The following is a 19,442-nucleotide window of genomic DNA, read 5'->3' on the forward strand; positions in this document are numbered from 1 at the left end:
GGGCCGGCTAGTCTTTTAGCCCCTTGCAGGACTCCACAACGTCGGCGGAGAGACCGAGCTTGGCGCGGATCTTCTGCGAGGCAGCCGAAACGTCCTCCATCACTGGGCCCGCGTTGTAGTTGTGGATGAAGTTGTCCGCATCCGGGGCGGTGGTCAGATGGTTCAGCCACGAGATTTCGCCGTAGAGCCCTTCGGCGAACAGTTCCACGGTGTCCTGGACGTCTTCAGGCCAGAGGGCTTCCTCGTAGCTGTCGACCGCGGCCCGGTTAGCATCGCGCTGGGCGCCGGCGATCTTCTTCGCCTTGTCCAGGTCGAACGCGGCGGTGTCGTAGTAGCCGGCCTGATCCCCGGCCCAGGCACTGTCGACGAGCTCAAACAGCTGGCCGGTGAGTTCGTTCCGCGGGCAGACGCCTTCAAGGTAAACCTGCCCGGCTTCCTCATCGCTGAGGACGGCCGGGGTTTCAGCGGTCGGTTCGGGCGTAGCGGTGGCCGCCGACGTCGTTTCCGGCGCGGCACTGGTGGCCGGAGCCGGTGCTGCTTCCGTCGCAGATGGGGCTCCGCAGCCTGTCGCGGCGAGCAGGATGAAGGCACAAGCCAGAGTTGCCAGTCGTTTCATGATTCCCCCAAGGTGATATTTCGTTTCATCCTAGGGCCAAAGTAGCAAGCCCGGCGGCTCCTGAAATGAAACCGCCCTGTGTCCGCGCGGATTTTGGCCCGCGCTGCGGGAAGCCTTGAAATAGGGGCGGCTTATCGTTTCCTCCCCCTGCTCTCCGGCTTTGAACAATCTAGCGTGTTCCGTGGCGCAACGAGAGACCTCGCGCCTCATCCACACCTCGCCGCTGATGTGGCGTCTGAGCCAGCGGACGCAGTCGCAATGCAGTCTATAAAGAGTGCGCTTACCCGACTTACCTCGTCGACGGCACAATTCCATGAGCACCGAGTGTCCGGCAATATGCAACCTGCGTGCTCGGATCAGCGCGTCGACATTCCTCGAAGCTTCATGCTCAATGATTGAATGTCAGAACCGTCATTCGATCAAGGGAAGACAAATGAAGGGAACGCACAGTTTTAAAACAGCAGTTACCGCAGCTTGCTTATCAACTTTAGTTGCATGCGGCTCGCCATCCGTTGGTGCAATCGAAGAGAGCGCGACGTTTGAAGCCGCGGGAACCTTGGAGGAAGTAGTGGTTTATCACAACACGGATTGTCAACTGATGAACGTTAGGTCACCTAAGCCTGGAGACCCTGTGAAAATTCAAGCCAAGGGCATCACGGTAGCTATGGGGGAGCTCGGTGAAGGTACGTTCGAGGATCGAAGCGATACGAATTCCGGCTACCGCTGTCTCTTTCCTTTCACGGTGTCTGACGTGCCAGCCGGAGAAAGCTTCTACACTGTGGTTTTCGAAAGGCAAGGAGATAAAGAGATCCCTGAGACAGAACTGGCATCGGGGAACGCTTACTTCATCTCCCACCAGCTAGACAACATGCCAAAGTAAGACAATGATGCCAGCGACTTGCTACCCATTCGCTTTGCGCTTCCACGCCGACGGGCGAGCCCGTTGGATATTTGGGGATCTTGCAGCTCTGGCCAGGGCGAGAGCTGCCTTTGAGCGGTCGACAGACGGCCGAGCGCCGCTGCCCACACTTCTGCCAATGCGGTGAAAAGGGGAGTGCTGTAACGAGAGTGGCACCGGTCAGAGGCTACCTCCCGAGGGGCGGCAGCCTTTGCCAGCGGAACCTAGAGGGCGATCGATCGGGGTTGGCCTAGCCAGCCAGTTCCGGGCAGGTGTTCTTGAGTTGCTCGTTGGCCAACTCGGCCTCCTCGGTCCAGTCCACGTTGGCAGGGCTGCCTTCTGCGAGCCGGTCAGCCATTGTCTTCAAAGCCGGTTCCAGTGGTTCAGCGACACGCTTGGCTAGCTCGTCGAACTTTTTGCTGAACTCCTTCGCCTGCTCATCGGTCGGGTTTTCTCCGCCGGCTTCCGTCATTGATCGGGCGGCCAGGGCCAAGATCTCGTCACAGGAGTCGGAGACCGTCAGGCGCTCGGCCGAACAGGCGGTGGCACCAACGGCAAGGGTAATCATCATTACGGCGGCGGAGAGCTTCTTCAAGGGTTTCCCCCAACCGGAATAGTTGTTTTATGTCTAACTAACTCTAGGCGCAAAAAACTCCCCTGGTGCTGCAGCGCGCTGTCGGCGGGCGACTCGACTGCCGGCCTTAGGACGATAGGAAACCTCATAGGCATCTGCAGAAAGAGCACGGCCTAGAATCGCCCCGGAAACACTGGAAAGATGGCAGAAGCAACCCAGCGACAGCTGACGGCCGAACTGCTCAACGCTCTCCGGTTAATGCGACAGGACCTTCGGTGTTTCCCGCACGGTTGCGATGCCATCCTCACGTACGTCGACGACCAGAATTGCCCGCTCCCCCACCCGCAAATGATGGACGCTCAGCAAGCGCAGCGTTTCAGCCTCACGACGCAGATCCGAAATGTCCCACGGCCTCTCCGAGTCGGTCTTGGGCTCCCACTCGCGCGGGAGCCCGGTGAGCGTCCTGGTCGGCGGGTTCAGATCCAGCAGATGCAAAGTGCCTGAGAAGGTGCGGATCTTTAACACCCCGGTGTCCTCGTCCGTCATTTCATAACGGCTCATAGGGCGATCTCCACCAAGGCGGCGACCGGTTCCTCCTGGCAGACGTTCGTCGCCGCTTCAACGAACATGGAGATAGCAGCGGGTCCGCGTGGACATGGCGGCTGCGTGGGCTGTCACTCCGGCATTCACGGTGGCTCTAAGGGTTCGCCCAGGCGGAGAGTCCTAGGCGATTTCATCCGCCAGCCGTTTCTTCCAATCGTCGTAGACTGAGCGGGCGATCCCCAGGCGGGCCAAGGCCGCCTTCGTGGTCAAGCCCCTGCCCTTCAATCGGTCTACTTCCAGCACCTGCCGATAGCGCATTGCTGCATGCGTCTGTCGTTTGGCGGCGTATTCCGCCTTCTCCGCGGTGCGGCGCACCTGCCAACGTTCCGTTTCGCTCTTGCCTAAGCGCTGCATGGCAACTGGGACTGACGTAGTACCCCACCAGGGGTGCTGAAGCAGGTCGTGTTTCGGGTCAGCCTTCCGCAACGCCTCGGTCAGCTCGTCGATTCGGCCGATATAAGCCTTCCGGGCCAACGCTTCTGCAGCGTTGGAGATTGCATTCACTGGCACCAAGTGTTCCGGCCGGCAACATAGGCGGACGGCGCAGACGTGGTGAATGGCCGGCACTTGCGAGTATTCACCCGGGAAACCTGCAGCTGCCCAGGCGACAACTCGGTGGACGAGACGATTGGTCTGGTGCCTACCCGTATAGCCATACCCGTTCTCGCGTCTAGCTCCCTGCCAGACCCAGCAGGACTCCGGATCTTCGGGATCAATCTCGGAGCGCTTCCGAATGGTTTTCAGCAGTAGGTCGGAATTTTTCGTACGAATCGCCCGCTCGATCGGGCCCAGTCGGTGCAATCGTTCGCTCATGACGGCAGTGTATGAAGCACCACCCACAATCCTGACGTCGACATTGTTTTTGGCCCAGTATCAGCCATAGTGCTAGGGCCTAGGTCTGTCCCCCAACTTCGGGCACCCCGGCTCGCGAGGATCCAACTCAGGAGGTCTGCGAAGGAAGCGCAGCGGATGTTGAAATGCCGGTTTCACGAGCCCGTGTTCGCCGACACCTCGATGACCATAGTTCAACCCGCAAGAGCTGCACCGGCTCCGGGTGGTTACCCGATTCGGTCCGGACACAGCATCTCCGGCCATGGGTGATCGCGGCCAGCGGCGCAGCACCTTAGACGAGGCAGTGGAGGCGCGGGCGGCCAATGCAAGTGCGGCAACGATCCTCAGGCTCCCAGTCCAGATTCAGTCCGGCGAGAGCCTCCTGTGGTCGGGCTGCAGGCAAAAGCCACTGTGAGGCCCCCCACGGCACTTCCTGGGCACGACGGTACCTCCCGCAGGGTTTGACGCCCTAAGGCCGCTCAGGGCCGCACAGCGCCCTCTCAAGGCCCATTTAACCGCTTAGCCGTAGTCAGCCAAGTCGAAATGACGTGACAAGGCGCCATCGGTTGCCGGACATGCCCAAGGGTGTTTCCGATCCTGCAGCGCACACTGGGTGAACATGGTGAACTCACCCATTCCGGAGCCGACCAAGCCTGGGATCCTATGTCCCGCCGGCGGAGGAGAGGGCGCCGTGGGTGAAGTTCGATTCCCGTTCGGCGAACGCCAGGTCCAGCCTTCACGCCATGGAGCGATCGGTCGCGGCGACCAGCTCCGGACGGCCTGCCGTGGAAGAATCCGTCAAGAACGAGACCTGATAGACGACATCGACGTCGGATGAACGCAACGCCTTCATCGTGTCCTTGTGCCCCTGCTCCAGCAGCTCGCGCGCAGAGCTCGTACGGCGCCTGCAGCGCCACCATGGTCCGGTCAGCGGCGAGGCCTCCAAACAGCGGCGCTCGTGCTCGAGACTGCACGCCGCAGCATCTGCAGCATCGGGTCCTGTACCGGGGCTGGTGACGAGTCCGGTGAGTACGTAGAAGCGCCGCTTCAGCGCGTACAGACCCTTTGGAACAGGCCGGCAGGTCGGAAGCGGACAGGACCTGGGACGGGGACTTGTCTTGAAGAAAGAACAGGCAGTGCCTTTCGGAAGCGGGATACGGGTCTTACCCCTGCACATGCGCAGACGCTGCCAGACATGGAAAAAGCCCCGGAGGATTCCTCCGGGGCCCGGCTACTTGCCGTCTTGGCCGGTGTCTGCTTCTCCCCTGCCCTCCAGCGCCTCCCTGGATAACAGCTTTTTCTCGTACCGGGACTCCCGAATGTCCCTGATCTTCCCGTAGCCCCAGACTGCTCCGACGGCCAGCGCGCTGACCGCCACGCCCTCGATCAGGCCGACAAGGTTGCCTTCATTGCGCCCGTCTCGGAAGCCGTCTTCGGCACCTTTATAATAGCCGGCACCCCATGCTGGATTTCCCACCATCCCACCCCCTCGTCATGTGCTTGAACCTGCATGAGCATATCCGCCGGCGGCATTGAAAAGGCCCCGGAGGGAGGGGTCCTTCCGGGGCCTTGGTCCGGCGGGTCAGTCGTTGCCGCGGATCAGCGAGATCAGCCGCAGCATCTCCATGTACATCCAGATCAGGGTCAGGATGAGCCCGAAGGCCAGGTGCCAGCCGTACTGGGCCGTCAGGCCCCACTTCACGGCGTCCTCGACTTCGGTCAGGTCGATGATCAGGCAGGCCGCGCACAGCAGGACCGCGAAGATCCCGAGCGGGATGCCCATTGGAATGGACGTACCGGGGATGGCGGCCGAGTACATGCCGAACATCCTTTCGATGACTCCGGTGAACATCAGCACCAGGTTGACGATGCCGAACAGCAGCAGGCCGATCATCGCCGTCAGCGTGAAGGCCACGAACCTGCCGGTGGCGCGGACACCCGTCCTCCGGAAGACCAGGAAGGTGGAAGCGGAGACGCAGGCCACCGCCAGGGTCGCCTGCAGGACGATGCCCGAGCTGGACGCCGCCGTCGAGGCCGCCCGCCGGGTCCAGCCGGAATGGGCCGGGCGCGGCCATGCCGGCCGCAGCGAGTACCTGAACCGGGCCGCGGACGCGGTGGAGGCCAATGCCGAGGCCCTGGCCGAGCTGCTCTCGAGGGAGCAGGGCAAGCCGCTGAACGGGCCGAACGCCCGATTCGAGGTCGGCGCCTGCGCGGGCTGGCTGCGCGCCACCGCCGCGTTCGAACTGGAGCCGGAAACGCTGGTCGAGGAAGACGGCAACCACGCCGAGCTGCACTACCGGCCGCTGGGCGTCGTCGGCGCGATCGGGCCGTGGAACTGGCCGATGATGATCAGCATCTGGCAGCTCGCCCCGGCACTGCGCATGGGCAACACCGTGGTGATGAAGCCCTCGGAGTACACCCCGCTGTCCGTGCTGGCGCTGGCCGAGGTGCTCAACACCGTGCTGCCGGCGAACGTGCTGCACGTAGTCCCGGGTGGCCGCGAGGTGGGCGAGGCCCTGGCCGGACACGCGGGCATCGACAAGGTCATGTTCACCGGCTCCACCGCCACCGGCAAGGCGATCATCCGCTCCTCCGCGGACACGGTGAAGCGCCTGACCCTGGAACTGGGCGGCAACGACGCGGGCATCGTGCTGCCGGACACCGACCCGAAGGCCGCCGCGCAGGACCTGTTCTGGGGCGCATTCATCAACACCGGGCAGACCTGCGCAGCGCTGAAGCGCCTCTACGTCCACGAGGACATTTACGACGACGTCTGCGCCGCGCTCACCGAGGTGGCCGAGCAAATGCCGATGGGCGTCGGGCTGGACGAGAACAACGTGCTGGGCCCGCTGCAGAACAAGGCCCAGTACGACATCGTCGCGAAACTGGTGCAGGCAGCCAAGGACTCCGGCGCCCGCGTGCTCACCGGCGGCAACCCGGAAAAGGGCCAGCCCGGCTACTTCTACCCGGCCACCCTGGTGGCCGACATCGACAACGACAACCCGCTGGTAGCCGAGGAACAGTTCGGCCCCGCACTGCCGATCATCAAGTACTCCACCGTGGACGAGGCCGTCGAGATGGCCAACGCGCTGAAGGTCGGCCTGGGCGCCTCGGTCTGGTCCTCCGACCCGGCCAAGGCCCGCGAGGTCGCGGCCCGGATCGAGGCCGGCACGGTCTGGATCAACAAGCACGGCGCCATCGACCCGCGCGTCCCGTTCGGCGGAGCCAAGCAGTCCGGCTACGGCCTGGAGTTCGGTGTCGAGGGCCTCAAGCAGCTCGGCGCCCCGCAGGTCATCGCCGGCTAAAGCGTCACGATTGGGCGGCGACTGGAACACTTTCAGTCGCCGCCCTTCCCTACTGTGGTCTCATATCCCAACATTGCCCCTTCGGGGAGCACTAACATCTGTACCCAATGGGAAAGGCCCGGCCACGACATTCCGCAACCGGGCCACACCGAGTCGTTACAGGATGAGGGCCTGGGCAGGCAGGCCACGGTCAGGCGGCTTGCCTAACGCCGGGGTTCTTTCCTTCCTCTGGATTCCACCCAAGTATCAACGTCTGCCAGACGATAACGGATGGATCGGCCGAGCCGTAAGAACCGCGGTCCGTCATTGATCAGGCGAAGCTTCTTCACGTACGCCTCGGAAACCTGGAGATAATCAGCCACGTCCTCCGTAGTCATCATCCGCGACACGGTCATGGTCATTTGTGCAGTAGACATGCCGGCTTCTATGCAGCCGAACCATTTTCGGGTGACAGCTATTGCGTTTCGTTCCCTGAATTATTGGCTCAAGTCCAGTAGTTTCGTCGTACCGAATACGAACCAAGGAGGATTCCCGACAACGGCACTCCCCGAACTTTGTTCATGGAGCACGCCCAAAGGAGCCGACATACCCAGATCACGGCCCGCATCGAAGCATTGGTCCGGTGGCGGCGCGCCGCTGGCGGGCTGCACATGGGGAAGGCTTCCGACCGGACTAAGCCCGAAGCCCGTGAGAATGTTATGTCCCGGTACGATATGAGGGCCGAGGCCGATTCCGATGCGGACATAAACGGGTCGACGACGATCGGGGAACTCTGGGTGAAGTCGCTTCGCGGTCGAGCAACGGGTGCCACCGACATTTACGGGAACCCTGAGGATAACGATCGTCCCGTCCATGGGTCAAAAGACGATTGCCCCGCGCACTCCCTGCTACATCGAGGGGGGTCCTGCGGAAGGTGGCAGATAGTCGACACCAAGACCTTGGCGGACGGGCGAATAGTTTCCATCGGTGGCTTGTCCGACGTCGACGATCCCGCAGGGGATGGTTTCGGCGGTCGGTGCCAACCTCCTGGCGCGTTGTGCTGATTCCACGGTTAAACGTGCGGAAGAATCACGTCATGAGACCAGATACAGCGCTGACACTGACCGTTGCTGGCAAAGCGCGCACAATTCAGGACGCCTTAGATATTCTAGAGCGTTACCCTCCTAAGACTCCCGCGGCATTTGACCTTATCGGAACTGGCGTGGCCGCGGAGCTGACCGTTGAGGAAGTAGTTCGAACCCGGAAGATCAGCTCACGGATCTCCAATAGAGAGGTCGCATTCTTTGTAAACACTGCGAGCACGGCGCCATGGGTTGAGGCAACCGCCGACCTCTCTGATGCGGATCCTGGCGTTCTTGGCGCGACCGACGGGCAACTCTTCTCGTCGATGTCGGATCTGTACTGGCACTTCGCCGAAGGAGCACCTAAGGGCGTAAGTTTCGCGAAGGTCTCCAAAGTCTTGCACCTGAAGATGCCAAGTCTCTTCCCCATCCTCGACAGTCATCTCCGCCGCTCATATGCTCCAGCAGCAAGATTGCTTAAGGTCCAGTACCCGCATCTTGGATGGAGGCGACGCACTTGGCTTGCAGTTCGCAATGATCTGCTCGCGGCGCGGGCTTCTGGCGCTCTGGACGAACTACGTGCTCGGGTGCGCTCATATGACTCTCCGGATGGCACTAAGCAGGATCAGGTTAGGCGTTTTGATGAGCTCACAGATCTACGCCTTCTGGATATTTTGGTCTGGTAGCAGGTACGCCGGCAGTTCAGAAGGTTGCCGAAGGCGACTATGTCTTGGACACCGATTGGACCAGTAACATCGCGTCGCGGCTCTGCCCCCACTACTCCGGCATTCCGTTGCTTCCCCGTTTAAGGACATGGCCCCCGGCCCACTATAGGTTCAAACCGGTCATGCGGTACATTCGAATCTCCGCTCTTAGGGGCTGCTATCCCTCTACGATCGGAGCAATCCGGACCACGCTGCTGCCGATCACCTCGGCGGCAGCGTGGTCTTCTTAACGGCTCACTACCCTAGGCGCTCCAGCACCGTCCGGTAGTCGGCTACCTCGGCCAGTCGCTCGATGTAGCTGCGGTGTGTGATGGCCACGCTCGAATGCCCCAGCAGTTCGGCGGCGGCACCGTCGGACAGCTCACGGGCTAGCATCGTCGCCACTGTGCGCCGGAAGGCGTGAGGGGTCACCTTGCCTTCCAGCCCGCTGCCGGCAAGCGCCGAGCGCAATGACCGGCGGATGGAGCTGGCCTGCAGGTACCCGCCCGTCTGGGAGCTCCACAGCACGGCTTCCGTGCCTTCGGGCGCGGCAACGCTGCGGCGCAGCAGCACCTCGACGGCGAACCGGGGCACCGGCACAATGCGGTTTCCGGCATCGGTCTTCGGATACGCCTGCCGGTACTTCGGCCCCTTGCGCGGCTCCACCAGGGTCCCGCGGATGGCAATCTTCCCGACGTCGCCGCCGAGGTGCACGTCTTCCCATCGCAGGGCGAGGATTTCGCCCACGCGGCAGCCACTGCCCAGGAGCAGGTCCACGGTGTCAGCCAGCACCCCGTCGTTGGCCGGACCGTAGGTTCCGGGAGTGGTCCGCCAGGTGCGCACCGCGTCGCGCACCTGGGCCAGGTTCGCTTCGGTCAGGGCCCGTGGTGACTTCGTCTTCTTTGGCAGCGGGCTCACGTCCCGGACCGGGTTTTCCCGGGCCAGGTCCTGCCGCTTCGCATAACCCATCAGCTGTTCCAAGACCGTCCTGGCCAGCCGGGCTGTCGAGTGTCCGCTGTTGCCGTGCACCAGGCCGTGCAGAAACCGCTCGCACTGGCTGGTCCGAAGATCGCGTGCCCGCAGTTCGCCGATGGCCGGGACAATGTGTCGACGAACCATCCCCTCATACTGGTCCCAGGTCTGCCTCCGTACTTTGGTCTCGGTCTCGGCAGTCACCTGGTTGCCGCGGTCGTCGACCTCGACGGCCGGCGGTTCGATACTGCTCAGCCAGGCGGCCGCCACTTGGGCGACGGTCGCCTGCGCGTTCAGGGGGCGCCCCTGTTCCCGGCGCTCCATGAGGGCTTCCATCAGGTTCTTCTCGGCTATAGCCTTGGTGCGGCCGCTGCGCTCGACCGTGACGGTCTTCCCGTCGTAGCCGCCGAACCGGCACCATGCCCTCCAGACGCCTGTGATTTCGTTCTTCTTCGCATTCGGTGCGGTCCAGTCACCCTGTGCGAGTTTCGCGCGGGCCATCAGGCTGCCACCTCGCGGTTTGCCCGGTACCAGGCGGCCACGGCCGGTTCCTCGTAGCGGACAATGTTGCCACGCAGCTTGATGAGCGGCGGCCCGACACCGGCACTCTCCCAGTTCGCCAAGGTCTTTGGCGAGATCTCCCAAATGGACGCCAACTGCGCCCGAGTCAACAGCTTTACAGGTTCGTTTTCAGCGGTGTGCTCCATGGCGATCTCTATGCCCCGAGGAACCGCCGACGGGGGAACTTTTTTGAGCAAAGCGTGTGCAAAGCGTGTGTTTGAAGGCTGCCGGAGCACGAGAAAACCCCTCTCGACTGGCGTCTTGCCTAGTCAGAGAGGGGTTCGTGGAGCCCCCTGCCGGATTCGAACCGGCGACCCCCTGTTTACAAGACAGGTGCTCTGGCCAACTGAGCTAAGGAGGCGTGCTGGCCTTACGGCCGGCGTACCGGACAAAACCGGCTAGATAAGGTTAGCCCAGGCGGCGGCCCTGCGTGAAACCGCAGCAGCCGCCGCCTGGATGCCGGCCGGGACCAGCCCGGCGGATGGCTTAGGCGCGGGCGTCGATGATGCCCTGGGCGAACTCCTGGAAGTTGCCGGAGTTCGTCCACTTCTGGCCGTCAACGAAGACCGCCGGGGTGCCGCCGACCTGGTATTCGTTGAACGTCTGGTTCACGAACGCGGTCCAGGGGCGGAATTCGCCGTCGTCAATGCAGGAGGCAACGTCGGTGGCTCCCGCGGATTCGGCGATGCTCGCCAAGGTGGCGTTGTCCAGTCCGGCCCCGCCTTCCGTCGGCTGCTGCGCGAAGAGCTGGGTCAGGTAACCGTTAAAGGCCTCGGGGTGGGAGTCGGCCACGCAGGCCACGGCGTTCGCTGCACGGGATGAGTAGTTGGTGGTGGACACGCGGTCGAGGAAGGTCGCCACGCGGTACTCCACCGTGGCCTCGCCGGAGGAGGTGAGGTCGGTCAGGTACCCGCCGTACTGCCCTTCGAAGTCCTTGCAGACCGGGCAACCCATGTCCACGTACACCACGATGTTGGCCGGTTCGCCCTCGGGCGCGGCAGCAACGCCCGGCGGCACGATGGTATCGCCCTCGGTGGCGGCCGGTTCCGGGATGTTGTTCAGGTCGACCTGGATGGGCTCGGTGTCCGCCAGCCCGTCCTGGGTGATGGTGTACCCGCCGAACTCATTGCCGTGGGCCGGCGCAGCACCGGTGTCGGCGACCTGCCCGCGCTGGTTGGTGATGACAACCCCCGCAATCACGGCGATGATCACGAGGACAGCGACGACCACCCCGCCCTTGACCAGCAGCGAGTTCCGCTTTTCGCGCTTCTGCTGCTCTTCGCGTATCTGGCGGGCCTTCTCGCGGGCCGCAGCAGTGCGCTCGGCCTTGGTCGGCTTAGGGCTGTGTTGGGTAGCCATGGATCCTCGCGTCTTCTTGGTCTGCTTCGCCCAGGCAGGGCACTACAGACCTAGTTTAGTTGCAACTTCAATGTTCAGGCGGAACGAGTGGCCGCGTTCACGTTTACTGCCTCAGTGCGCCCCCGGGGAAGCCTCAGGTTGCCATTCCTTATAAAGTCATGAACAGGACGGTATACACAAAGGAGAGGTCAATTGGCGAATTCCGCAGAGATGAACGGTCAGGAAGCAGAAGGACCTCAGTTCGGGGAGTACGACCTGATCGTCGTCTCCAACCGCCTTCCGGTGGACCGCGCCCCCGAGGACGACGGCCAGGGCCCCTGGCGGCGCTCGCCCGGCGGACTGGTTACGGCGCTGGCTCCGGTGATGGCGAAGACCGACGGAGCCTGGGTGGGCTGGCCGGGGGTGCCGGACGAGAAAGTTGACCCGTTCGACCACGACAACATGCATCTGGTCCCGGTGACCCTGAGCGCCGACGACGTCGAGTTGTATTACGAAGGCTTCTCCAACGCCACGCTCTGGCCGCTCTACCATGACGTGATTGCCCCGCCGGAGTTCCACCGCGCCTGGTGGGAGTGCTACAAAACGGTCAACCGGCGCTTCGCCGAGGCAACCGCGGAGATCGCCGCCGAGGGTGCGACGATCTGGGTGCAGGACTACCAGTTGCAGCTGGTTCCCAAGCTGTTGCGCGAGATGCGCCCGGACCTGAAGATCGGTTTCTTCAACCACATCCCGTTCCCCCCGCTGGAGATCTTCGCCCAGCTGCCATGGCGCCGGCAGGTGATTGAGGGCCTGCTCGGCGCGGACCTGGTGGGCTTCCAGCGCCCCAGCGACACCAGCAACTTCCTGCGCTGCGTGCGGCGCTTCAGCGGTCTGAATGTGCGCCAGCAGCAGGTGCACGTGGTTGACAACGACGGCGGTGCCCGCCTCTGCAGGGCCGGCGCCTTCCCGATCTCGATCGACGTGGCCCATATCAGCGAGCTGGCCAATCGGCCGGATGTGATCGCCCGGTCCGAGCAGATCCGGCAGGAGCTGGGCAACCCCGACACCGTCTTGCTGGGCGTGGACCGGCTGGACTACACCAAGGGCATCCGGCACCGGGTCAAGGCGTATGGCGAACTGTTGGAGGACGGCAAGGTGGACGTGGAGAACGCCGTGCTGATCCAGGTGGCCTCGCCCAGCCGCGAGCGCGTCGAGTCCTACCGGCTGCTGCGTGAGGAAATCGAAGGTTCGGTGGGCAGGATCAACGGCACGTTCGACACCCTGGAAAACACCGCCATCCGCTACCTGCACCACAGCTACCCGGTGGAGGAGATGGTGGCGCTCTACCTGGCCGCGGACGTGATGCTGGTGACCGCGCTGCGCGACGGCATGAACCTGGTGGCCAAGGAGTACGTTGCCTCCCGCAAGGGCGTGGACGGCGCGCTCGTGCTCAGCGAATTCGCTGGTGCCGCCGACCAGCTCAAGCAGGCCATCCTGGTCAACCCGCATGACATCGACGGGCTTAAGGATGCCATCGTCCGGGCGATCAATATCCCGCCGGCCGAGGCAACCCGCCGGATGCGGGCCATGCGCCGGCAGATCCTGCAGAACGACGTCGAGCACTGGTCGCGCGCCTTCCTGAAGGCGCTCCAACAGCCGCAGGCCGATGACTGAGCGCCGCGACGCGGGGCAGTCTCGCGTGCCCGCAGTCCCCGACGCCGGTGCCCCTGACGCCGGTGTCCCAGACGCCGCAGTCCCCGACGCCGGTGCCGGCCGGGATCTGGTGCCGCTGGATCTGCGGGCTGCGCTGGAGCAGCTCGCCCGCACCGAGACGCTGCTGGTGGCGCTGGACTTCGACGGCGTGCTCGCGCCGATCGTGCCGCGGGCGGAGGACGCCCGTCCCCTGCCGGCCTCGGCAGCCGCCGTTGCCGCGTTGGCAGCCCTGCCGGGGACGTCCACCGCCTTCATCTCCGGCCGGGCGCTGGCCAGCCTGCGCGCCGTCGCCTCTCCGGACGACCGGACGCTGCTCATCGGCTCGCACGGCGGCGAGGTTTTCACCGGCCCGAACAGCCCTCCGCTGGTGCTGGACGAAGCGCAGCAGCAGGCGCTGGCGGCGGCGACCGCCGTCGTCGAAAAAGTCGTGGCCGCCCACCCGGGCACCCGGCTGGAAGCCAAGCCGGCCGGCGTCGTACTCCATACCCGCACGGCCGCCGACGACGTGGCGGCGGCGGCCACGGATCGGGCCCGCGCCGCGCTCCGGGAGGTCCCCGGGCTGCACATCAGCGACGGCAAGCGCGTGCTGGAGACGTCGGTGCTGAGTGCCGACAAGGGCCAGGGCCTGGGACTGCTGCGCTCTTTCACCGGCGCGACCGCCGTCTTCTTCGCCGGCGACGACGTGACCGACGAACATGCCTTCGCCGTGCTGCGGGACTCCGACGTCGGCGTCAAGGTGGGGCCGGGCGACACCGCCGCGGCCTACCGGGTGGACTCGCCGCAGACCTTCGCCGCCGCGCTGGCCCTGCTGGCCGAGCTGCGGGCCGCTGCCCGGCCGGCCTAGCGCGGCGTACGCACGTCCGGCCCGGGGCGCGTTGACAGCCGTGGCATACTGAGGGCGTGAGCCGCCTCACACCGTTGTGCGGCGGGCTCGGAAACTGAATACGCACCCATCACTACGGATCGTCGGGCACGTACCTGCCCGTGAAGGGAAACGACATGGCAACGGTAACGTTCGACAATGCCACGCGCTTATACCCGGGCACCGAAAAGCCTGCGGTGGACAGCCTCAAGCTGGAGATCGCCGACGGCGAGTTCCTGGTCCTCGTAGGCCCGTCGGGCTGCGGCAAGTCCACCTCGCTGCGGATGCTGGCCGGCCTGGAAGACGTCAATTCGGGACGGATCCTGATCGGCGACCGCGACGTCACCGACGTACCGCCGAAAGACCGCGACATCGCCATGGTGTTCCAGAACTACGCGCTGTACCCGCACATGTCCGTTGCCGACAACATGGGTTTCGCCCTGAAGATCGCCGGCGTGCCCAAGGAAGAACGCAACGAGCGGGTCCGCGAGGCAGCCAAGCTGCTGGACCTGGAGGAGTACCTGGACCGCAAGCCCAAGGCGCTCTCCGGCGGCCAGCGCCAGCGCGTGGCGATGGGCCGGGCGATCGTGCGGAACCCGCAGGTGTTCCTGATGGATGAACCGCTGTCCAACCTGGACGCCAAGCTGCGCGTGCAGACCCGCACGCAGATCGCCTCCCTGACCCGCCGGCTGGGCGTCACCACCGTCTACGTCACCCACGACCAGGTCGAAGCCATGACCATGGGCGACCGCGTGGCGGTGCTCAAGGACGGCATCCTGCAGCAGGTGGACACCCCGCGCGCCCTCTACGACCGGCCGGCGAACGTCTTCGTGGCCGGCTTCATCGGTTCGCCGGCCATGAACCTGCTCGAACTTCCCGTGACCGACGGCGGTGTGCAGTTCGGCGGCCTGACGTACCCGGTGCCGCGCAACCTGCTGGACGCCGCGCACGGAAACACCGTGACGTTGGGAGTCCGGCCGGAGGACCTGGAGCGCGCCGAGGACGGCCAGGGGCTCGCGGTGTTCGTGGACGTCGTCGAGGAACTGGGCGCCGATGCATACGTCTACGGGCACACCGAGCTGGACGGAAAGCGCTACGACATCACCGGCCGCGTGGACGGACGCACCCCGCCGCCGGCCGGCAGCACCACGTATGTGCGGCCCAAGGAGGGTCACGTGCACCTGTTCGACACCCAGAACGGGCTGCGGCTGGGCGAGCATGCCCCCGACACCCCGCCGGCGTCGGTGGCGGACCTCAATACTCCGATCGAAGCCGGCAAGACGGCCGACTAGGTCTCCGAGCCTAGGATGTAGTCATCATGGCTGACCATCCCGGCACCGGCGGCCCCGTCCAGGGTGCCGCGGACACGGCCCTGTCCGGCGGGGCCGCGTCGATAGCGTCCCTGAGCATCACCGCGGCTACCACCGACGAGCGGCTGCTGGATCTGCCGTGGCATTTGGCCCTCGAAGACTGGCCGCCGGAAAACCTGGCCGCGTTGCCCCGCGGGCTGTCCCGGCACGTGGTCCGGTTCGCTCCGCTGGGCGCGGGCGTGGTGGCGATCAAGGAGACCGGCGAAGACGCCGCCCGGCACGAATACCAGATGCTGCGCAGGCTGCAGCGGCTGGCTATCCCCTGTGTGGAACCGGTGGCCGTGATGACCGGGCGGCTGCGCACCGACGGCACTCCCCTGCAGCCGGTGCTGGTCACCCGGCATCTTCGTTTCTCGCTGCCGTACCGCGCCCTGTTTTCCCAGACGCTGCGGCGGGAGACCCTGACCCGCCTGATCGACGCGCAGGCGCTGCTGCTGGTGCGCCTTCACCTGGTGGGGTTCTTCTGGGGCGATGTTTCGCTGTCCAACACGCTCTTCCGGCGGGATGCCGGAGCGTTCGCTGCCTATCTGGTGGACGCCGAAACCGGCGAACTGCACCAGCGGCTCTCGGACGGCCAGCGCGAGCACGACCTTGAGATCGCCCGGGTGAATATCGCCGGCGAGATGATGGACCTCGTCGAGGGCGGGCTGCTCGAGGAAAGAGTGGATCCGGTGGCGACCAGCGAGCGGATCATGGACAGCTACCGCAAGCTGTGGGTGGAATTGACGGCGCAGGAATCGTTCGACCTGGGTGAGCGGTGGCGGGTCAACGCCCGCATCCGCCGCCTGAACGACCTGGGGTTCGATGTGGAGGAGTTCTCGATCAATACCACCGCCGACGGAGCCACCATCCAACTCCAGCCCAAGGTGGTGGACGCCGGACACCACCAGCGCCGGCTGCTGCGGCTCACGGGCCTCGATGTGCAGGCGAACCAGGCGCGCCGGCTGCTCAACGACCTGGATGCCTACCGGGCGGACAACCAGCCGGAGCAGAGCGAGGAGATCAGCGCCCACAGCTGGGTCCGTCATGTCTTCGAACCGATCGTCCGGGCCATCCCGCGCGAACTGGCGGGCAAGCTGGAACCGGCCGAGGTGGTCCACCAGGTGCTCGAGCACCGCTGGTATATCTCCGAGGCGCAGGACCGGAACGTGCCGCTGGCGGAGGCAGTGCAGTCGTACGTCGATACGGTGCTGCGGCACCGCCGCGACGAGGCCGCCATCATGCTCGATCCGGATGCGCGAACCGCCGCCGCCCTGGACGCGGCCGAGACCGACGAAGGCTGACTGCGCTCAGGCGGGTCCGGGCTGCTGCTGCCCTCCGGTCTTGCTGAAGATTGCCACGAGGAAGTCCGACGACGGAGTGAACGGCCGCAGGTCCCAGGTGGCCAACCGCAGGTCGGCCGCCAGGCCCGCCGCCGCGGCGTCGGAGAAAAACTCGTCGAAGTCGTAGCCCCGGCCGGCGCCGAACCCGGCCACGAGCCGGCCCGCCGGAGCCAGGTGGCCGGCCAGGTTCCGCAGCACCTCGCCCGAGGTGCCCGGGGCGAGGAAGGTCAGCACGTTGCCGGCGCTGACAATCACGTCGAACGGCTCGGCGATGCCTTGGGCGGGCAGGTCCAGCTCCGCCAGGTCGCCGACCAGCCAGGTGCAGTCCGGATGGTCCGTGCGTGCCGCTTCGATCAGCTCGGGATCGATGTCGACGCCGACCACCGTGTGTCCGCGGCGCGCCAGTTCGCCGCCCAGCCGCCCCGGTCCGCATCCGGCGTCGAGGATCCGGCTGCCGCGCGGCACCATCGCGTCCACCAGCCGGGCCTCACCGTGCAGGTCGGTGCCTTCGGCGCGCATCTGCTCGAAGCGCTGGATGTACCAGGCCGAATGGCCCGGATTCCGGCGCTTCATTTCTTCCCACAACGTCTCTTTCCTCATGCCACCAGCCTACGCGTGGCGGGCGCGCGGCCGGCCCGCATGTCGCGCGACCGAACCGGCTCAGGCCGACGTGTGCTCTGAGATCCGCGCCGGCAACGCCTTGCCCGGATTGAGCAACCCCCGCGGGTCGAACACGTCCCTCAGCCGGCGCTGCAGTTCCAACACCTCTTCGCGCTGCTCCCGCCCCAGCCACCGCACCTTGAACTGTCCGATGCCGTGCTCGCCGCTAATCGTGCCGCCCAGCGCGAGCCCGACGTCGATGGACTCGTCCAGCGCCTCGTTGAGCGCTGCCACCTTGGTTACGTCCCCGCGTCCGACCCAGAAGGTCGGATGCAGGTTGCCGTCGCCGGCGTGCGCCACCACTTTGAGTCCGACGCCGTGGCGCTCGGCGATTTTCTGCAGTTCGTTGATGTAGTGCACCAGCTGGGACCGGGGGACCGCGACGTCTTCCCCCACCCGGTAGTCATCGTCCACCTCGGCGCCGCGGCTGTGCCGGCGCAGATCCATCAGCCGGACCGCTTCGGCGGTGTCCGCCGCCTTGATCTCGCCGCCGAGCCCGGTGAGGACCCCGCGGATGATGCCGGCTTCCACGTCGGCCGCATAGCCGTCCGTCTGGATCAGCAACAGCGCCCCGCCGCGGCTGCGCAGGTTGGAACCTTGCTCCCGGTCCAGCTGCGCCATGGTGTTTCCGTCCAGCAGTTCCATGATCGCTGGCTGGACCCGCGCCCGCCCCACCGCCAAAACCCCGGCAGCGGCAGTTGCCACGTCGGGGAAGAACGCTGCCACCGTCTCCAGGGCGGCAGGCAGATAGCGCAGCCGCAGCGTCGCTCCGACCACCACGCCCAAGGTCCCCTCGGAGCCAACGAACAGTCCGGTCAGGTCGTAACCGGCGACGCCCTTGAACGTCCTGTGGCCGGTGTGGATCAGCGTCCCGTCGGCGAGCACAACGTCCAGCGCCAGCACGGATTCCCGCGTCACCCCGTACTTGGCACAGCGCAGCCCGCCGGCATTCGTCGCGATGTTCCCGCCAATCGTCGAGCTGCGGTAGCTGGCCGGGTCCGGCGCGTACATCAGCCCATACTCGGCGACGGCGGCGTTCAGGTCGGCGTTGATCACGCCCGGTTCCACGCGGGCGATCTCGTCCTCCGGATGGATCTCCAGGATCCGGTTCATGGCCGCCAGGCTCAGCACCAGGCAGCCTTTGGACGCGTGCGCGCCGCCGGACACCCCCGTGCCGGCCCCGCGGCACACTACCGGCACCCCCGCCGCATGCGCGGCGCTCATCACGGCCTGCACGTCCTCCACACTCTGCGCGCGGACGACGGCGATGGGCAGCTGGTGGTCGAGGACCGGGCCTTGGTCGGTGGCACAGGCAGCCAAATCCGCCGGTTCCGTGCTGACCAACCCTGTGGGCAACGCACACTGAAGGTCCTCAAGAAAAGAGTCAGTCACGCGCTCGATGCCGCCGGGGGCAGTTCCGTGATGCTTGCTGCTCACGCGGTGCCTCCCATGAACCGGACGTAGCGGTCGAGCACCTGCGGCCAACCCGCGGCATAGGCGGCCCGCTCCCGCCCGCGCTCGGGCATGTTCTCCCAGCCGGAGTGGGTCAGCCGCACCTCCGTGCGGGCGTCGCCGACGGCCACGAAGTCGACGTCGACTTGCCCCGAGGACCCGGGACCCGTGTCCGGGTGCCAAGTGCAGCGCAAGTGGCTGCCGGAAGCCCATTCCAAAATCTCGCCCCAGACGTGGACCTCATCGTCCAGGGTCGTTTCTGTCAGCACGTGGTCTTCGAACTCCACGTGGCTGCCCTCACCGCCCACGCTTTGGCTGTCTACCGGCCACCACAAATGAATGAGATCGGTGAAGCCACTGAAAGCCTCCCGGCTGTCCCGCGGAACGGTGACGCGGCAGTGGATTGGATCTGCGCTCTTGGATGGTTCCGGCTCGCGCGGCGCGTGGGAGAACAAGGACGAATTCATAGCCCCAGCCTAGTCCCGGTTGGGTGGGGTGGTTGGTGGTTAAACGCGGGAAGGCCCCGCCATCGTTGGCGGGGCCTTCCCGTGTTCAAAGAATGTCCGGCGGCGACCTACTCTCCCACACCCTCCCGAGTGC

20 protein-coding genes and 1 tRNA gene are annotated in these 19,442 nt (G+C 65.3%); 7 read left to right on the plus strand and 14 right to left on the minus strand.

The window, feature by feature from the left end; genetic code table 11:
• Nucleotides 1–7: 7 nt before the first annotated feature.
• Entirely contained in the window at nucleotides 8–616 is a 609-nt protein-coding gene (locus tag AC5RUK_RS17105) for a hypothetical protein (RefSeq protein ID WP_494152938.1), read from the minus strand.
• Nucleotides 617–1,049: 433 nt separating this feature from the next.
• On the opposite strand from AC5RUK_RS17105, the gene AC5RUK_RS17110 reads away from it, so the two are divergent.
• A complete protein-coding gene (locus tag AC5RUK_RS17110) occupies nucleotides 1,050–1,496 on the plus strand; it encodes a hypothetical protein (RefSeq protein WP_494152939.1) in 447 nt (148 codons plus the stop codon).
• Nucleotides 1,497–1,764: 268 nt separating this feature from the next.
• Here the strand turns inward: AC5RUK_RS17110 and AC5RUK_RS17115 are convergent, their stop codons facing one another.
• The 5 genes from AC5RUK_RS17115 to AC5RUK_RS17135 all read right to left on the minus strand — a co-directional run bounded on the left by AC5RUK_RS17115 (nucleotide 1,765) and on the right by AC5RUK_RS17135 (nucleotide 5,506).
• A complete protein-coding gene (locus tag AC5RUK_RS17115; RefSeq protein WP_494152940.1) occupies nucleotides 1,765–2,109 on the minus strand; it encodes a hypothetical protein in 345 nt (114 codons plus the stop codon).
• A gap of 234 nt (nucleotides 2,110–2,343) precedes the next feature.
• Nucleotides 2,344–2,649: a hypothetical protein gene (locus AC5RUK_RS17120; RefSeq protein WP_494152941.1), complete on the minus strand. Its 306-nt coding sequence runs from the start codon at nucleotides 2,647–2,649 to the stop codon at nucleotides 2,344–2,346.
• A gap of 162 nt (nucleotides 2,650–2,811) precedes the next feature.
• Entirely contained in the window at nucleotides 2,812–3,504 is a 693-nt protein-coding gene (locus AC5RUK_RS17125) for an HNH endonuclease family protein (protein WP_494152942.1), read from the minus strand.
• Between the two features lie 1,249 nt (nucleotides 3,505–4,753).
• Nucleotides 4,754–5,002 carry a hypothetical protein gene (locus tag AC5RUK_RS17130; RefSeq protein WP_494152943.1) on the minus strand — a complete coding sequence of 83 codons (249 nt, stop codon included), beginning with the start codon at nucleotides 5,000–5,002 and terminating at the stop codon, nucleotides 4,754–4,756.
• Between the two features lie 102 nt (nucleotides 5,003–5,104).
• Entirely contained in the window at nucleotides 5,105–5,506 is a 402-nt protein-coding gene (locus AC5RUK_RS17135) for a Bax inhibitor-1/YccA family membrane protein (protein WP_494152944.1), read from the minus strand.
• Here AC5RUK_RS17135 and AC5RUK_RS17140 point away from each other — a divergent pair.
• Nucleotides 5,484–6,827, plus strand: a complete 1,344-nt coding sequence (locus tag AC5RUK_RS17140) for an aldehyde dehydrogenase family protein (protein ID WP_494152945.1) — start codon at nucleotides 5,484–5,486, stop codon at nucleotides 6,825–6,827. The two genes, AC5RUK_RS17135 and AC5RUK_RS17140, sit on opposite strands and share 23 nt — an antisense overlap.
• A 203-nt stretch (nucleotides 6,828–7,030) precedes the next feature.
• Here the strand turns inward: AC5RUK_RS17140 and AC5RUK_RS17145 are convergent, their stop codons facing one another.
• Nucleotides 7,031–7,228 (minus strand): helix-turn-helix transcriptional regulator, encoded by a 198-nt coding sequence (locus AC5RUK_RS17145; RefSeq protein WP_494152946.1) that lies wholly within the window; start codon nucleotides 7,226–7,228, stop codon nucleotides 7,031–7,033.
• 674 nt (nucleotides 7,229–7,902) lie between these two features.
• Between AC5RUK_RS17145 and AC5RUK_RS17150 the strand changes: the two genes are divergently transcribed.
• Nucleotides 7,903–8,574: a DUF6308 family protein gene (locus AC5RUK_RS17150; protein WP_494152947.1), complete on the plus strand. Its 672-nt coding sequence runs from the start codon at nucleotides 7,903–7,905 to the stop codon at nucleotides 8,572–8,574.
• Nucleotides 8,575–8,850: 276 nt separating this feature from the next.
• Here the strand turns inward: AC5RUK_RS17150 and AC5RUK_RS17155 are convergent, their stop codons facing one another.
• The 4 genes from AC5RUK_RS17155 to AC5RUK_RS17170 all read right to left on the minus strand — a co-directional run bounded on the left by AC5RUK_RS17155 (nucleotide 8,851) and on the right by AC5RUK_RS17170 (nucleotide 11,484).
• On the minus strand, nucleotides 8,851–10,065 hold the full coding sequence (locus AC5RUK_RS17155; RefSeq protein ID WP_494152948.1) for a tyrosine-type recombinase/integrase: 1,215 nt from the start codon (nucleotides 10,063–10,065) through the stop codon (nucleotides 8,851–8,853).
• Nucleotides 10,065–10,271, minus strand: a complete 207-nt coding sequence (locus tag AC5RUK_RS17160) for a helix-turn-helix transcriptional regulator (RefSeq protein ID WP_494152949.1) — start codon at nucleotides 10,269–10,271, stop codon at nucleotides 10,065–10,067. Before AC5RUK_RS17160 ends, AC5RUK_RS17155 begins: the two co-directional genes overlap by 1 nt.
• A gap of 138 nt (nucleotides 10,272–10,409) precedes the next feature.
• Nucleotides 10,410–10,486 (minus strand) — tRNA-Thr (locus AC5RUK_RS17165).
• Between the two features lie 125 nt (nucleotides 10,487–10,611).
• Nucleotides 10,612–11,484 carry a DsbA family protein gene (locus AC5RUK_RS17170; RefSeq protein WP_494152950.1) on the minus strand — a complete coding sequence of 291 codons (873 nt, stop codon included), beginning with the start codon at nucleotides 11,482–11,484 and terminating at the stop codon, nucleotides 10,612–10,614.
• 210 nt (nucleotides 11,485–11,694) lie between these two features.
• On the opposite strand from AC5RUK_RS17170, the gene otsA reads away from it, so the two are divergent.
• The 4 genes from otsA (at nucleotide 11,695) to AC5RUK_RS17190 (ending at nucleotide 16,691) form a co-directional block, all read left to right on the plus strand.
• Nucleotides 11,695–13,137 (plus strand): alpha,alpha-trehalose-phosphate synthase (UDP-forming), encoded by a 1,443-nt coding sequence (gene otsA / locus AC5RUK_RS17175; protein WP_493988227.1) that lies wholly within the window; start codon nucleotides 11,695–11,697, stop codon nucleotides 13,135–13,137.
• A gap of 106 nt (nucleotides 13,138–13,243) precedes the next feature.
• Complete coding sequence (gene otsB / locus AC5RUK_RS17180; RefSeq protein ID WP_494152954.1) at nucleotides 13,244–14,020, plus strand: trehalose-phosphatase; 777 nt, start codon at nucleotides 13,244–13,246, stop codon at nucleotides 14,018–14,020.
• Nucleotides 14,021–14,175: 155 nt separating this feature from the next.
• Nucleotides 14,176–15,330 (plus strand): ABC transporter ATP-binding protein, encoded by a 1,155-nt coding sequence (locus AC5RUK_RS17185; RefSeq protein WP_493987560.1) that lies wholly within the window; start codon nucleotides 14,176–14,178, stop codon nucleotides 15,328–15,330.
• Nucleotides 15,331–15,356: 26 nt separating this feature from the next.
• Nucleotides 15,357–16,691, plus strand: a complete 1,335-nt coding sequence (locus tag AC5RUK_RS17190; RefSeq protein WP_493987559.1) for a DUF4032 domain-containing protein — start codon at nucleotides 15,357–15,359, stop codon at nucleotides 16,689–16,691.
• A gap of 6 nt (nucleotides 16,692–16,697) precedes the next feature.
• On the opposite strand, the gene AC5RUK_RS17195 is transcribed toward AC5RUK_RS17190, so the two are convergent.
• The 3 genes from AC5RUK_RS17195 to AC5RUK_RS17205 are packed head-to-tail and all read right to left on the minus strand — an operon-like array spanning nucleotide 16,698 to nucleotide 19,309.
• On the minus strand, nucleotides 16,698–17,330 hold the full coding sequence (locus AC5RUK_RS17195) for a class I SAM-dependent methyltransferase (protein ID WP_494108379.1): 633 nt from the start codon (nucleotides 17,328–17,330) through the stop codon (nucleotides 16,698–16,700).
• A 60-nt stretch (nucleotides 17,331–17,390) separates the two neighbouring features.
• Complete coding sequence (locus AC5RUK_RS17200) at nucleotides 17,391–18,827, minus strand: FAD-binding oxidoreductase (protein WP_494152951.1); 1,437 nt, start codon at nucleotides 18,825–18,827, stop codon at nucleotides 17,391–17,393.
• Nucleotides 18,824–19,309: an SRPBCC domain-containing protein gene (locus AC5RUK_RS17205; protein ID WP_494152952.1), complete on the minus strand. Its 486-nt coding sequence runs from the start codon at nucleotides 19,307–19,309 to the stop codon at nucleotides 18,824–18,826. Before AC5RUK_RS17205 ends, AC5RUK_RS17200 begins: the two co-directional genes overlap by 4 nt.
• Nucleotides 19,310–19,442 lie beyond the last annotated feature (133 nt).

It is taken from the genome of Arthrobacter sp. Y3223065 (assembly GCF_059090885.1).

Coding starts and splice junctions, on each gene's coding strand:
- AC5RUK_RS17170 (WP_494152950.1), bottom strand. CDS start 11,484: ATGGCTACCCAACACAGCCCTAAGCCGACCAAGGCCGAGCGCACTGCT.
- AC5RUK_RS17190 (WP_493987559.1), top strand. CDS start 15,357: ATGGCTGACCATCCCGGCACCGGCGGCCCCGTCCAGGGTGCCGCGGAC.
- AC5RUK_RS17150 (WP_494152947.1), top strand. CDS start 7,903: ATGAGACCAGATACAGCGCTGACACTGACCGTTGCTGGCAAAGCGCGC.
- AC5RUK_RS17105 (WP_494152938.1), bottom strand. CDS start 616: ATGAAACGACTGGCAACTCTGGCTTGTGCCTTCATCCTGCTCGCCGCG.
- AC5RUK_RS17145 (WP_494152946.1), bottom strand. CDS start 7,228: ATGACCATGACCGTGTCGCGGATGATGACTACGGAGGACGTGGCTGAT.
- AC5RUK_RS17205 (WP_494152952.1), bottom strand. CDS start 19,309: ATGAATTCGTCCTTGTTCTCCCACGCGCCGCGCGAGCCGGAACCATCC.
- AC5RUK_RS17160 (WP_494152949.1), bottom strand. CDS start 10,271: ATGGAGCACACCGCTGAAAACGAACCTGTAAAGCTGTTGACTCGGGCG.
- AC5RUK_RS17155 (WP_494152948.1), bottom strand. CDS start 10,065: ATGGCCCGCGCGAAACTCGCACAGGGTGACTGGACCGCACCGAATGCG.
- AC5RUK_RS17195 (WP_494108379.1), bottom strand. CDS start 17,330: ATGAGGAAAGAGACGTTGTGGGAAGAAATGAAGCGCCGGAATCCGGGC.
- AC5RUK_RS17120 (WP_494152941.1), bottom strand. CDS start 2,649: ATGAGCCGTTATGAAATGACGGACGAGGACACCGGGGTGTTAAAGATC.
- AC5RUK_RS17125 (WP_494152942.1), bottom strand. CDS start 3,504: ATGAGCGAACGATTGCACCGACTGGGCCCGATCGAGCGGGCGATTCGT.
- AC5RUK_RS17110 (WP_494152939.1), top strand. CDS start 1,050: ATGAAGGGAACGCACAGTTTTAAAACAGCAGTTACCGCAGCTTGCTTA.
- otsA (WP_493988227.1), top strand. CDS start 11,695: ATGAACGGTCAGGAAGCAGAAGGACCTCAGTTCGGGGAGTACGACCTG.
- AC5RUK_RS17130 (WP_494152943.1), bottom strand. CDS start 5,002: ATGGTGGGAAATCCAGCATGGGGTGCCGGCTATTATAAAGGTGCCGAA.
- AC5RUK_RS17185 (WP_493987560.1), top strand. CDS start 14,176: ATGGCAACGGTAACGTTCGACAATGCCACGCGCTTATACCCGGGCACC.